This is a genomic window from Rhodococcus sp. JCM 9793 (assembly GCF_055380405.1).
The window spans coordinates 2,394,563-2,407,090 of the sequence record NZ_AP043721.1; the positions used below are offsets into that span (position 1 = coordinate 2,394,563).

Sequence of the window (12,528 nt, forward strand, 5' to 3'; positions counted from 1 at the left end):
GGACATGACTACCGGCGAGGTGCCGTCGCGCACCGACGCCCCGGCCTAGGGGCGGGACATCGATGCCCCGCACAGACCAGGAGACCACGATGAGCACCGACTACGACGTCCGCCGCACCAACGAGTTCGCCGGCAGCGGCACTGCGATCGACGAACTCGCACTGAAGCCGACGGGACTCGCCGACGCCGACGAAGCCGAGGTCGTCGAATCGCCGGATCTGCCCGGCGCGGATCTGTCGGGTGAAGAGCTCCGCGTGAACGTCGTGCCCGTCCAGGAGGACGAGTTCACCTGTCACCGCTGCTTCCTCGTTCAGCATCACAGCAGGAAGGCCTCCGCGCCGACCGAGGACCCGTACTGTCGCGACTGCGCCTGACGGTTCGCACGACCACCCGGATGTGACGATCGGGCCGAGGATTCCCTCGGCCCGATCCGAATATCAGTAGTAATGCGGGTAGGGGGACCAATCGGGGTCGCGCTTCTCGAGGAACGAGTCGCGCCCCTCGACCGCTTCGTCGGTCATGTATGCCAGGCGGGTGGCTTCACCCGCGAAAAGCTGTTGGCCGACGAGGCCGTCGTCCTGCAGATTGAACGCGTACTTGAGCATCCGCTGGGCCTGCGGCGACTTGCCGTTGATCTTCTCGGCCCACTCGAGCGCGACATTTTCGAGCTCCTCGTGGTCGACGACGCGGTTCACCGCGCCCATGTGGTGCATGTCTTCGGCGGTGTACGTGTCGCCGAGGAAGAAGATCTCGCGGGCGAACTTCTGTCCGACCATCTTCGCGAGGTAGGCGCTGCCGTAGCCACCGTCGAAGCTGCCCACATCGGCGTCGGTCTGCTTGAAACGGGCGTGCTCGCGCGACGCGAGCGTCAGATCGCAGGTCACGTGCAGGCTGTGCCCACCGCCTGCGGCCCAGCCGTTGACGAGCGCGATCACGACCTTCGGCATGAATCGGATCAGGCGCTGCACCTCGAGGATGTGCAGACGCCCCGCGCGGGCCTTGTCGACGGTGTCAGCGGTATCGCCGCTGGCGTATTGGTAGCCGCTGCGTCCGCGGATGCGCTGGTCGCCGCCCGAGCAGAATGCCCAGCCGCCGTCCTTCGCGCTCGGGCCGTTACCTGTCAACAGCACCACACCCACGTCGGAGGTCGTCCGCGCGTGGTCGAGCACGGCATACAGCTCGTCGACGGTGTGCGGGCGGAACGCATTGCGCACCTCGGGCCGGTCGAATGCGACGCGGACGGTGCCTTGCGTGACATGACGGTGGTAGGTGATGTCGGTGAGGTTCTCGAACCCCGCAACGGGGCGCCACAGTTCAGGATTGAAGGTCACGTCGTCACCTTAAGGCCGGGTCCGGTCACCGTGCGCGTCTCGGCCGGATAACGTGCAGGATCATGAGCGAGCAGAACGATCGCACCGGCGACGACGCATACGAGCATCACGGCGGATTCCCCGTGTACGAACCGGTGAAGGCGGGGCCGAACTTCGGCCGTCTCGTCGAAGCGTTCCGGCGGCTTCAGGATCTCGCGGTCTCCACTCATGCCCCCGACGATGTCGTCGACGAGGCGATTGCGAAGGCAGAAGCGCTCGGGGACCTGCTCGAGCCGTACAAGGTCAGGGAGGGTAAGTCGCCGGCCGGCTTCAACGTGGACATCCCCGGGCGCGGAAGTCTGCTGTTGCCGCCGTTCATGATCGAGAAGTTCGACAGGGAAGGTGTGCGCGAACGGGGTCTGTTCCGCCGCTACCACCTCGGTGGCAACGGCGCAGTGCACGGCGGCACCTTGCCGCTGCTGTTCGACGATCTGTTCGGGATGGTCATCCACGCATCAGGGCGGCCTATTGCCCGCACCGGATATCTGCACATCAACTATCGCAAGATCACGCCGATCGAGGCCGAGCTCGTCATCGAGGGGCGCGTGGACAGCATCGACGGGCGAAAGGCGTTCTGCAGCGCCGAGCTGCGTGACCTGGACGGCACGGTGCTCGTCGACTGTGAGGCTCTGATGATCGAATTGCTGCCGGGCCAACCGTGATGGAGAACGGGGGTCGAATCCCCCCGCTCGACGAGGTGCTGGCCGGCGCAGTCGTCGTCTCGCTGCCGATGCGGGTGCGGTTCCGGGGTATCACCGAGCGTGAGGTCGTCCTCGTCGAAGGTCCGGCCGGGTGGGGGGAGTTCGGTGCGTTCCCGGAGTACGCCGACATCGAAGCGGCCGAATGGCTCCGCTCCGCACTCGAATCGGCGTGGCACGACGATCCTCCGGCCCTCCGCGACACCGTCCCCGTCAACGCGACGGTCCCCGCCGTCGATCCGGAGCAGGTTCCCGGTGTGCTGGCGAGGTTTCCGGGTGCGCGCACCGCGAAGGTGAAGGTGGCCGAACGAGGACAGGACCTCGCGCAGGACCTGGCGCGGGTACGGGCGGTGCGTGAGCATGTGCCGCATGTCCGGGTCGATGCCAACGGCGGGTGGAGTGTCGAAGAAGCGGTGACGGCTCTCACCGCTCTCACCACCGACGCTCCACTCGAATATGCCGAGCAACCGTGTGCCTCCGTGCCGGAACTCGTGGACGTCCGACGACGGTTACCCGGAATTCGGATCGCAGCGGACGAGAGCATCCGGCGGGCCGAGGACCCACTGCGCGTCGTTCGTGCGGGTGGAGCCGATGTCGCGATCGTCAAGGTCGCGCCCCTCGGTGGGATACGACGATTGCTGACGTTGGCCGAGGAACTTGCCGAGCACGATGTGCCGGTGGTGGTGTCGAGTGCTCTCGATTCGGCGGTGGGGATGGGTGCCGGTCTTGCTGCGGCAGCAGCGTTGCCGGATCTGCCCTATGCGTGCGGGCTCGGCACGGGTGGTTTCTTCACCGCGGATGTGGCGACGGCACGTGAGATGTCGAACGGCGCACTGGCGGTCGGTAGGGTGGCGCCGGAGCGGGCCGCATTCGACGCTGTCCGCGTCGACGGGGATCGTCGGCGATGGTGGCGCGAGCGCCTGCGCCGGTGCCACGCGCTACTTGCATGACGGCAGAATAGGCGCGGTTCGTGCCGTCGTATATCGTTCGGGCGTCCCAACAGTCACATTCTTCACAAAACGGAGGCAGTGGAAGTGGTTGCAGCTCTCGGTGATGCCCTGCTCGGCGCCGATAAACTCCCGGCGGTCCAGAGTGACGTCCTAGCTCTCATCGACGCCGAGGTGTCGGACAAGAAGGGCGCGTCGGGCCTCGCTCTCAAGGGCGGATACGCCGCGGTGAAGAAGGTCGGGCCGTCGATCGTGCCGGGTGCCGTCGAAGGCCTCCTGCCCGATTTCGTCGCGCGGCTCCAGCCGTTCTGGGCCGACTTCGCGGGCAACGGCTCGTTCGCCGATTACCTCACCGCTCGCGGTGAGCAGGTCGCCGACGCGCTGCTCGGCGTGACCGACGACAAGATCGCGGGAACCGACAAGGCCGCCGTCAAGAAGGTCTACGACTCGCTTCGCCCGTCGGCGAAGAAGCACGTGGTCGAAGCCCTGCCGCGTCTGGGTGCGCTCATCCAGAAGCACGCCGGTTAGGATCTGATTCTTCACCGACGGTGCCGCCGCGGGCTTCGAGCCTGCGGCGGCACCGTCGTTTCCTGGGTCGCACGATCGATCGATCACGACAACTTGTCTCGCACAGCGGAACTCGACGCAGATTCGGTGTGAATTGCTGCACACTCGCGACCTATGGATGACCAGAGCGCCGAGTGGGCCGATCGCCGAGAGATCCACGATGTCGTGCTGAGATATTGCCGTGGAATCGACCGACTGGATTTCGACCTCGTCAGGTCGGCGTATCACCCGGACGCAGTAGACCACCACACCGGATTCGACGGAACTGTCGACGAGTACCTTGCGTGGGTCGAGCCCAAACTGCGGGCCAGGCGCGGCGGGACGATGCACATCGTTGCCAACCATCTCGTCGAACTACACGGCGACACCGCCGTCAGCGAGACGTACGGGACATCGGTCCACTGGGGAGAACCCGCCGACGAGCCGCGGGTCAACTTCACCAGCGGCGTCCGGTTCGTCGACCACATGACACGCCGGGACGGCCGGTGGGCGATCACCGAGCGGTGGGCCGTACGAGAGTGGACCAGGTCCGATGCGGGCCGGTTGATGGCCAAGGAAGGACAGGGACCGACCGGCACCCGTGACCGCGATGACCCGCTGTACCGGCTCCAGCAGTGGGTACGCGCGACGGAGATGGACGCCTGAATGCCGATCTCGAACTGATGCGGCGTCAGAGAGCCGGTCGCTCGATCTCCCTCACCTGTGGAGTCAGTCCCCACTCCGCCCTGCCCAGACGGCTCGCGGGTGCGAGGAGGCCGAAGTCCGGAGCACCGTCGCCGGCAAGCACATCGGTACGCACGGTGATCGCCAGCACGTCGCCCATGACGACGAAGCAGTCACCCACCTCGATCACGCGGTGCAGCACGCACTCGATGGAGGCAGGGGACCGGGCCACCCTCGGAGGGCGCACTCGTTCGCTCGGCTCGGAACGAAGCCCGACCGCCGCGAACTCGTCGACGTCGTGCGAAAACGCGGCCGACGAGGCATTCACCTGGTCCATCAGAGGCACCGACGCGACGTTGATGACGAACTCGCCGGTCTCCTCGATGTTGCGCAGGCTGTCCTTCCGCCCCACCGACGTGAACTGCACGACAGGAGGTGAGGTGCTCGCCACAGTGAAGAAGCTGTACGGAGCCACATTGGCGACACCGTCCGCCGACACTGTCGACACCCAGGCGATGGGGCGAGGCACGATCGTGGCTGTGAGCAGGCGATAGAATCTGCCGGTACTGAGGTCGGCGGGATCGAAGACGGTGCGCATCGCACCATTCTCGGCTGCATTCTCCGGGATGTCTCCGACCGGGTTGCGATCTGTGACCCGCCCGGGCAGCACTACCCTGGACGCCGTGAACCCGTCCATCGCCCAGGCCACCGCTGTCGTCGACGAACTTGCGCGGGGCGGTGTACGGGACGTGGTGCTGTGCCCCGGTTCGCGGAACGCACCGCTCGCCTTCGCTCTCCAGGCCGCGGACAACGTCGGCCGTTTACGTCTGCACATGCGGATCGACGAACGGACCGCCGGATTCCTCGCGATCGGACTGTCGCTCGCCTCCGGTCGTCCGGTGCCCGTGGTCATGACCTCGGGCACGGCCGTGGCGAATCTCGGCCCCGCTGTACTCGAAGCGAACTACGCGCGGATTCCGCTCGTCGTGCTCTCCGCCAACCGGCCGTACGAACTCCTCGGCTCCGGAGCCAATCAGACGATCGAGCAACTCGGATTGTTCGGTAGCCAGGTCCGTGCGACCATCAGCCTCGGCCTCGCCGAAGGCATCGAGCAGAACAGTCAGTGGCGCTCGGCCGTCTGCCGGGTGCTGGCAGCCGCGCGCGGCACTCGTTCCGGAAACGCCGGGCCCGTGCACTTCGACATTCCTCTCCGTGAACCGCTGGTACCCGATGTGGGCCCGCAGGGTGCCGCTCCCGAGGGACGGCCCGACGAACGGGCCTGGACCACGACGGTGCACGCGACGCTCGATGTGCCCGTGGAGATCGACATCACGCCCGACACCGTCGTGGTGTCCGGGCACGGCTCGGCATTCCGGCCCGAACTTGCGGGCCTGCCGACTGTCGCCGAGCCCACCGCGCCGTTGCACGGCCTCCCGCTCCACCCCCTGGCCTTGACGCAGATAGCACCGAAGCAGGCCATCATCACGGGCAGGCCGACTCTGCACCGGCCGGTGTCGCGTCTGCTCGCCGACCCGAATGTCGCGGTGTACGCGCTGACGACCGGTCCACGCTGGCCCGACGTCTCCGGAAACGTTCTTGCCACCGGGACCCGCGCCGTGATCTCCGGTACACCGGACGAGGTGTGGCTCGAGCGGTGCCGCCAATTGTCCGCAGACACCGACAAGGCGGTGCGAACCCAACTCGACGCGCATCCGGAGGCGACCGGCCTGCACGTCGCGGCGGTCGTGACCGATGCGCTGCGCGAGGGCGACCAGATGTTGTTCGGCGCCTCCAACCCGGTGCGCGACGCGGCGCTCGTGAGCTATCCGAAGCCGGGCGTGAAGGTGATGTCCAACCGGGGCGTCGCAGGGATCGACGGGACGGTGTCGACGGCGGTCGGTGCAGCGCTCGCCTACGAAGAGGGCCGCACCATCGCGTTGATGGGCGACCTCACCTTCCTGCACGACGCGTCGGGCCTGCTGGTCGGTACACCGGAACCCCGCCCACGCGACCTGACGATCGTCGTCGCCAACGACGACGGTGGAGGCATCTTCGAGCTCCTCGAGCAAGGTGATCCCCAGTACGCAGGCGTCTTCGAACGTGTCTTCGGTACTCCTCACGGGATGGATCTCGCAGCGCTGTGCGCGGCGTATCGCGTTCCGCACAGCCGCGTGGATCTCCACGGACTCGCGATCGCGCTCGCCGATGTCACGTCGCCGGCCGGGGGCATCCGGGTGGTCGAGGTCACCACCGATCGTGCGGGGCTGCGCGAACTTCACGCGGCGGTGCGGTCGCAGCTGTGAAGACGGAGTCCGGCGTCCCAGGTGGGCGCGCAGCGGGTGGGAACGGGTCAGGTGGGCGCGCAGCGGGTGGGAACGGGTCAGGTGGGCGCGCAGCGGGTAGGCGGACGGTGACAGTTGCGCGTGCGCGGCGGGTCGTTCTGGTCATCGCCATCGGTGTCTCCGCGCTGTCGGTGATCCTGGTGCTCGGCGCGTGGCGCAACGATCACACGATCCGATCCGACATGGGCACCGCCACAGCCGAAGTGTTGTCTGCGGGGTCGCTCCGATCTGCGGTGAGTTTCGTTACTCCCGACGGGGTGACGCACAATCCCGAACTCGGTGTGCTCTACCCCACGGACCTCACCACAGGGCAGCGCATTGCCGTCGAGTACGCGCGCAACGATCCGGATCTGGTCCGGGTCACCGGTCGGGATGCGCGTATCGCGATCGTGCCGGCCGGATCGGTGATCGTTGCCACGTGGGTGATCGCCGGGGGGCTTCTCGTGTACCTGCGGAGACTCTCCCGAAACGAGTCGGAGCCGACTCCTCTCGACTGAGTGCGACACCGCTCGAGTGCGAAACGTTCGCTTCGTCTTCGTCGACCTGTCAACTCCTGCGCACCTCACCGACCAGTGGGGCGTTCATGGTGGCGTGGTGCGAGTAGCCATCGTCGCGGAATCCTTCCTCCCGAACGTCAACGGCGTCACCAACTCGGTGTTGCGGGTTCTCGAGCACCTCGATCGGGCAGGTCACGAAGCGATCATCGTGGCACCGGACACCGTTGCGGGGTGTGCTCCCGCGCCGACGGAGCATCTCGGTGTTCCTGTGCACAGGGTCCCTGCGGTGCGGGTGCCGAAGGTCAGTTCGCTGCCCGTCGGGGTGCCTCAACTCGACATGGTCACCGTATTGCGTGCATTCGGTCCCGACGTGATCCACCTCGCGTCGCCGTTCTTCCTCGGCGCCGGTGGCCTCGCGGTGGCGAAGAGGTTGCTCGTGCCGACGGTCGCGATCTATCAGACCGACGTTGCAGGGTTCGCGGAAAGTTACGGACTCGGCCTCGCGTCGCGCGTGTCGTGGCGGTGGACGCGCCGACTCCACAACGGATGTGACCGAACTCTCGCACCTTCGTCGTCGGCGGTCGACGCGCTGGTCGCCCACGGCATCCCCCGTGTCCACCGGTGGGGTCGCGGTGTCGACATCGACCGGTTCGCGCCCTCGAAGAGGGATGTCGCACTTCGCGCACAGTGGTCGCCGGACGGGCGCCCGATCCTCGGATTCGTCGGTCGCCTCGCGCCGGAGAAGCACGTCGAGCGACTCGTCCGCGTGGCACAGGACAGTGCGTTCCGCCTCGTCGTGGTGGGGGACGGCCCCGAGCGCGCTCGACTCGAAGCGTTGATGCCGGAGGCGGTGTTCACCGGGCAGCTGGGTGGCGACGATCTTGCCAGGGCCTATGCGAGCCTCGATGTCTTCGTCCATCCGGGCGAGCACGAGACGTTCTGCCAGGCGGTTCAGGAAGCACAGGCCAGCGGCCTGCCGACCGTTGTGCCCGACGCGGGCGGCCCCCGGGATCTGGTCGCGCACTGTCGCAATGGGTACCGGCTGCCCACCGACCGCTTCGCCGAACTGTTACCGGGTGCGCTCAGTGCGCTCGCCGACGCGCCACTGCGGTCGGAGTTCGGTCGTGCGGCCCGTCGCAGTGTGCTCGGTCGTACCTGGCCCGTGATCTGTGATCAGCTCCTCGACCACTACGCGGATGTGCAGGGCGGCGCTCTCTCCAGGCTGCCTCGCACTGCTTAGCCGTGGGTGACGTCGGGGAAGGGTGTGCACGGGGGAAGGTCTCGGGGGAAGGTAACGTTTCGACCGTGGCAAAAACTCACGGATCGCGCGCATTTCTCGACAAGGAACCGCGCGAGGTCGCGTCCATGTTCGACGGGGTCGCCGCGCGTTACGACCTGACGAACACGGTGCTGACGTTCGGGCTCGACAGGGAGTGGCGTCGCGCCACCCGAGCTGCGCTCGACCTCGAGCCGGGGGAGCGCGTACTCGACCTCGCCGCCGGAACAGGCGTCTCGACGGTCGAACTCGGCCGGTCCGGTGCATGGGTCGTTGCGACGGACTTCTCCAAGGGCATGCTCCACGCCGGTGAGTTCCGGACGGTGCCCATGGTTGCGGGTGATGCGATGCGCCTGCCGTTCGCCGACGCCGTGTTCGACGCTGCCACCATCTCGTTCGGTCTGCGCAACGTCGCCGACACCGATGCGGCACTGCGCGAGATCGCGCGCGTGACGAAGCCGGGTGGTCGACTCGTGGTGTGCGAGTTCTCCACGCCCGTGCACGAGCCGTTGCGCTCGGTCTACATGGAAGTGGTCATGCGGGCGCTTCCGGGTGTGGCCCGGGTGGTGAGCAGCAACCCCGACGCGTACGTCTACCTGGCCGAATCGATCCGCGCGTGGCCCGCGCAGGGAGATCTGGCGGCGCGCATCGAGGCCGCCGGGTGGAGCGACGTGCGGTGGCGCAACCTCACGGGCGGTATCACCGTGCTGCACCACGCGGTCCGGTAGCGGCCGACCTCTCAGGAGAAGAGCGGCTGTCGATCCCATCGCATCGACACGCGTCCACTGGTCCGCCACACGCGGGCGACCAGGTCGTCGTCCTCATCGGTGACGAGATTTCCCATCACGCGGACTGCGACCGTCATCAAGGTGCGTGAGCGCATTCCCACCGGGCCGGTCGAGGGAAGAAACTTCGGTCGCGTGAGCAGGCCCGCGAGTCGCCGGGCTGTGGAGAACGCCCGGCCGTAGTGCTCGCGCAGTAATGCCGGCCACATCTCGGTGAGGTCGTCGCGGTCGAGGACCTCGGCGATCAGCCGGCCACCCTCGAGCCCGTAGTCGATTCCTTCGCCGTTGAGCGGATTCACACAGGCCGCGGCATCCCCGATCAGTGCCCAGTTGCGTCCGGCGACACCGGAGACAGCACCGCCCATCGGGAGCAACGCGGATGCGACGCGCGTCACTTCGCCGAGTTCCCATTCGGAGCGGCGCTTCGTCGCGTACAGCTCGATCAACGGACGCAGTGACCCGTTCGCGGGGCGCGCGGCGGTCGCCAGGGTTCCTACACCGAGGTTGACCTCGCCTGTCCCGAGCGGGAACACCCACCCGTATCCGGCTTGGAGGGTCCCGGCATCGTCCCGAAGCTCGAGGTGTGACGTGATCCACGGGTCGTCGCTGCGGGGGGAGGTCGCGTAGGCGCGGGCAGCGACGCCGTAGACGGTGTCGCGATGCCACTGCCGGCCGAGCACCTTGCCGAGTGGGGAACGGACACCGTCGGCGACGACGAGACGCCGGCAGGAGACAGTGCGCGGACCGGCGTCGGTCCGGAACGTCACAGCGGTCACTCGATCGCCGTCGCGCTCCACGCCGACAGCTTTCGCGCCCTCGACCATGTGTGCGCCGGCCTCCACTGCGGTGCGGCGGATCCGATCGTCGAGTTCGGTACGGGGGACCGCACTGCCCGACGACGGGAACGACCCGGACGGCCACGGAAGTTCGAAGCTGCCTCCGAACCCCTCGAGCCGCAAACCACGGTTGACGGTGCGGGTGCGCACCCACTCGCCCAGACCGAGCCGATCGAGCTCGGCGACTGCCCGCGGAGTCAGACCGTCGCCACACGTCTTGTCGCGCGGGAACGTGGCCGCGTCGACGAGAAGCACCTCGCGTCCGGATCGGGCGGCCCAAGTCGCGGCCGATGACCCGGCCGGACCAGCGCCGATGACGAGCACGTCGGTACTGTCGGGCATGTAGGACTGGGATCGGTGCGGTTCTCCCGCGGAATTGTCGGCCACCACGTGTCCATCTTCTCAGGCGCGGATCGGCGCCTCGACGAGGTGGGCGACGAAACGAGCGGCTAGGTTCACTACCGTGGAGCCGAGCCGACAGACAGGATGGGTACTTCTGTGAGCACTGAGGGGACGGCGCCGGCCGCCGGCACGGTGTCGAACACCATGGTCGCAGGTGTGGAGCTCGGCGACCCGGTCCTGGCCGAGAACGTGCGGGACGGGTTGGCTGCGGTCGAGACGCTGATGGTCGAGGAACTGTCCGACGGTGAGGACTTCCTGACCGAAGCGGCACTGCACCTCGCGAAGGCCGGAGGGAAGCGATTCCGGCCGCTGTTCGCGGTGCTCACCGGGCAGTTGGGGCCCCAACCGAACGATCCGTCGATCGTGACAGCCGCAACAGTGGTGGAGCTCGTCCACCTCGCCACGCTCTACCACGACGACGTCATGGACGAGGCGACCGTCCGACGCGGAGCACCCAGCGCGAACGTGCGATGGGGCAACAGCGTGGCGATCCTCGCCGGCGACTACCTGTTCGCGCACGCGTCGCGGCTCACGTCCACACTCGGGCCGTCCGCGGTGGAGGTCATCGCGAAGACGTTCGCCGAGCTGGTCACCGGCCAGATGCGCGAAACCATCGGCGCGAGCGAGAAGAAAGACCCGGTCGAGCACTATCTGCGTGTGGTGTGGGAGAAGACCGGGTCGCTGATCGCCGCTGCCGGCCGGTTCGGCGGCACTTTCTCGGGTGCCGACGACGAGCAGATCGAGCGGTTGGAACGCCTCGGAGATGCGGTGGGCGTCGCCTTCCAGATCGTCGACGACATCATCGACATCGCTTCGGATGCCACCGACTCGGGCAAGACTCCCGGCACCGACCTGCGCGAGGGCGTCCACACCCTGCCGGTGTTGTACGCACTGATGGACGAGGGACCCGACGGCGAACGGCTCCGTGAACTCCTCGTCGGTCCTCTCGAGGAGGAGGCGCTGGTCGCGGAAGCGCTCGAGCTCCTCAAGCGATCGTCGGGAATGGATGCAGCCAAGAAGACCCTGCAGACCTACGTCGATCACGCGCACGCCGAGCTCGAGGCGTTGCCACAGGGCCCTGCCAACGAGGCACTCCGACGGCTGGTCGATTTCACGGTCGCTCGCGTCGGGTAGGCACCGGGAACCTCCGGATCTGCTCGTCCGTTGAACGGACAAGTAGATGGGACAGATATCGCAGGGTCGGGCAGTGGAAACGTTGTCCCGCCCGAGCGATGTTCGGGAAGAGGCGTGACGTGCACGGAAATGCCAACCGCCTGAAGACGGCAGCGTTGCTGATCGGGATGTCCGCGCTGATCGTGTTCATCGGTGCGTTGTTCCAGAACACCACGATCCTCGTGATCTCGGTTGTCATGGCGGTCGGTATGAACGCCTACGCGTACTTCAACAGCGACAAGCTCGCACTGCGGGCGATGCACGCTCAGCCGATCACCGAGGTACAGGCGCCGCAGATCTACCGCATCGTGCGTGAGCTCGCGACGACTGCGCACCAGCCCATGCCGCGTCTGTACATCAGCCCGACGAACGCGCCCAACGCGTTCGCGACCGGGCGAAGTCCCCGCCATGCCGCTGTCTGCTGCACCTCCGGCATCCTGCAGATACTCGATGAACGCGAACTCCGCGCGGTACTCGGTCACGAGCTGTCGCATGTGTACAACCGCGACATCCTGATCTCGTCCGTCGCGGGTGCAATGGCCGCCGTGATCTCCGGCCTGGCGAACTTCGCCTTCTTCGCGAGCGCGTTCGGCGGCAACCGTGGGGGAGGTGCCAACCCCCTCGCGTTGCTGCTGGTGTCGCTGCTCGGGCCTATCGCAGCCTCGGTCGTCAAACTGGCCGTGTCGCGCTCGCGGGAGTACCAGGCCGATCAATCGGGGGCCGAGCTCACCGGCGACCCGCTGGCTCTGGCGTCGGCGCTGCGCAAGCTCGAAAGCGGCACTCAGGCCGCGCCGCTGCCTCCCGAACCCAAGCTGGCCGCTCAGTCGCACATGATGATCGCGAACCCGTTCCGGGCCGGTGAGAAGGTCGGTCGCCTGTTCTCGACCCACCCGCCCATGGCAGACCGGATCGAGCGACTCGAACGCATGGCGGGCCTGTTCTGAGCGTGCCGACCGGACAGGGGTGCCATCC

General features: G+C 67.2%; 14 protein-coding genes. 11 read left to right on the forward strand and 3 right to left on the reverse strand.

Annotated features, from left to right (window positions below; translation table 11 throughout):
* Positions 1-89: 89 nt before the first annotated feature.
* Positions 90-374, forward strand: coding sequence for a DUF4193 family protein (locus ACZ46K_RS13335; protein ID WP_054805663.1), 285 nt, complete (start codon positions 90-92; stop codon positions 372-374).
* 63 nt (positions 375-437) lie between these two features.
* On the opposite strand, the gene ACZ46K_RS13340 is transcribed toward ACZ46K_RS13335, so the two are convergent.
* Complete coding sequence (locus ACZ46K_RS13340) at positions 438-1,331, reverse strand: 1,4-dihydroxy-2-naphthoyl-CoA synthase (protein WP_464748678.1); 894 nt, start codon at positions 1,329-1,331, stop codon at positions 438-440.
* A 62-nt stretch (positions 1,332-1,393) separates the two neighbouring features.
* Here ACZ46K_RS13340 and ACZ46K_RS13345 point away from each other — a divergent pair, with 62 nt between their 5' ends.
* The 4 genes from ACZ46K_RS13345 (at position 1,394) to ACZ46K_RS13360 (ending at position 4,227) form a co-directional block, all read left to right on the forward strand.
* Positions 1,394-2,032: a PaaI family thioesterase gene (locus ACZ46K_RS13345; protein ID WP_464748680.1), complete on the forward strand. Its 639-nt coding sequence runs from the start codon at positions 1,394-1,396 to the stop codon at positions 2,030-2,032.
* The gene (locus ACZ46K_RS13350) at positions 2,032-3,018 is read left to right on the forward strand and encodes an o-succinylbenzoate synthase (RefSeq protein ID WP_464749307.1); all 987 of its coding nucleotides are present in this window, start codon (positions 2,032-2,034) and stop codon (positions 3,016-3,018) included. Before ACZ46K_RS13345 ends, ACZ46K_RS13350 begins: the two co-directional genes overlap by 1 nt.
* 84 nt (positions 3,019-3,102) lie before the next feature.
* Positions 3,103-3,543 (forward strand): DUF6918 family protein, encoded by a 441-nt coding sequence (locus tag ACZ46K_RS13355; protein WP_464749308.1) that lies wholly within the window; start codon positions 3,103-3,105, stop codon positions 3,541-3,543.
* Between the two features lie 153 nt (positions 3,544-3,696).
* On the forward strand, positions 3,697-4,227 hold the full coding sequence (locus ACZ46K_RS13360) for a nuclear transport factor 2 family protein (protein WP_464748682.1): 531 nt from the start codon (positions 3,697-3,699) through the stop codon (positions 4,225-4,227).
* A 25-nt stretch (positions 4,228-4,252) separates the two neighbouring features.
* Here the strand turns inward: ACZ46K_RS13360 and ACZ46K_RS13365 are convergent, their stop codons facing one another.
* The gene (locus ACZ46K_RS13365; protein WP_054805673.1) at positions 4,253-4,843 is read right to left on the reverse strand and encodes a flavin reductase family protein; all 591 of its coding nucleotides are present in this window, start codon (positions 4,841-4,843) and stop codon (positions 4,253-4,255) included.
* Between the two features lie 85 nt (positions 4,844-4,928).
* On the opposite strand from ACZ46K_RS13365, the gene menD reads away from it, so the two are divergent.
* From menD to ACZ46K_RS13385, 4 genes are all read left to right on the forward strand, one after another.
* Positions 4,929-6,548, forward strand: a complete 1,620-nt coding sequence (gene menD / locus ACZ46K_RS13370) for a 2-succinyl-5-enolpyruvyl-6-hydroxy-3-cyclohexene-1-carboxylic-acid synthase (RefSeq protein ID WP_464748684.1) — start codon at positions 4,929-4,931, stop codon at positions 6,546-6,548.
* 107 nt (positions 6,549-6,655) lie between these two features.
* Positions 6,656-7,084 carry a DUF3592 domain-containing protein gene (locus tag ACZ46K_RS13375; protein ID WP_054809500.1) on the forward strand — a complete coding sequence of 143 codons (429 nt, stop codon included), beginning with the start codon at positions 6,656-6,658 and terminating at the stop codon, positions 7,082-7,084.
* Positions 7,085-7,181: 97 nt separating this feature from the next.
* Positions 7,182-8,324: a glycosyltransferase family 4 protein gene (locus ACZ46K_RS13380; protein ID WP_464749309.1), complete on the forward strand. Its 1,143-nt coding sequence runs from the start codon at positions 7,182-7,184 to the stop codon at positions 8,322-8,324.
* A gap of 65 nt (positions 8,325-8,389) precedes the next feature.
* Positions 8,390-9,088, forward strand: coding sequence for a demethylmenaquinone methyltransferase (locus ACZ46K_RS13385; RefSeq protein ID WP_464748687.1), 699 nt, complete (start codon positions 8,390-8,392; stop codon positions 9,086-9,088).
* Positions 9,089-9,099: 11 nt separating this feature from the next.
* On the opposite strand, the gene ACZ46K_RS13390 is transcribed toward ACZ46K_RS13385, so the two are convergent.
* A complete protein-coding gene (locus ACZ46K_RS13390; protein WP_054805077.1) occupies positions 9,100-10,323 on the reverse strand; it encodes a geranylgeranyl reductase family protein in 1,224 nt (407 codons plus the stop codon).
* A gap of 144 nt (positions 10,324-10,467) precedes the next feature.
* Here ACZ46K_RS13390 and ACZ46K_RS13395 point away from each other — a divergent pair, with 144 nt between their 5' ends.
* Positions 10,468-11,517 (forward strand): polyprenyl synthetase family protein, encoded by a 1,050-nt coding sequence (locus ACZ46K_RS13395; protein ID WP_464748690.1) that lies wholly within the window; start codon positions 10,468-10,470, stop codon positions 11,515-11,517.
* Between the two features lie 98 nt (positions 11,518-11,615).
* Positions 11,616-12,500, forward strand: a complete 885-nt coding sequence (gene htpX / locus ACZ46K_RS13400; protein ID WP_464748692.1) for a zinc metalloprotease HtpX — start codon at positions 11,616-11,618, stop codon at positions 12,498-12,500.
* Positions 12,501-12,528 lie beyond the last annotated feature (28 nt).

Bases quoted from the DNA above. Each gene is read 5' to 3' on its own strand.
- ACZ46K_RS13335 (WP_054805663.1), top strand. From the start codon at position 90: ATGAGCACCGACTACGACGTCCGCCGCACCAACGAGTTCGCCGGCAGC.
- ACZ46K_RS13345 (WP_464748680.1), top strand. From the start codon at position 1,394: ATGAGCGAGCAGAACGATCGCACCGGCGACGACGCATACGAGCATCAC.
- ACZ46K_RS13350 (WP_464749307.1), top strand. From the start codon at position 2,032: ATGGAGAACGGGGGTCGAATCCCCCCGCTCGACGAGGTGCTGGCCGGC.
- ACZ46K_RS13360 (WP_464748682.1), top strand. From the start codon at position 3,697: ATGGATGACCAGAGCGCCGAGTGGGCCGATCGCCGAGAGATCCACGAT.
- ACZ46K_RS13365 (WP_054805673.1), bottom strand. From the start codon at position 4,843: ATGCGCACCGTCTTCGATCCCGCCGACCTCAGTACCGGCAGATTCTAT.
- ACZ46K_RS13390 (WP_054805077.1), bottom strand. From the start codon at position 10,323: ATGCCCGACAGTACCGACGTGCTCGTCATCGGCGCTGGTCCGGCCGGG.
- ACZ46K_RS13395 (WP_464748690.1), top strand. From the start codon at position 10,468: ATGGGTACTTCTGTGAGCACTGAGGGGACGGCGCCGGCCGCCGGCACG.
- htpX (WP_464748692.1), top strand. From the start codon at position 11,616: ATGTTCGGGAAGAGGCGTGACGTGCACGGAAATGCCAACCGCCTGAAG.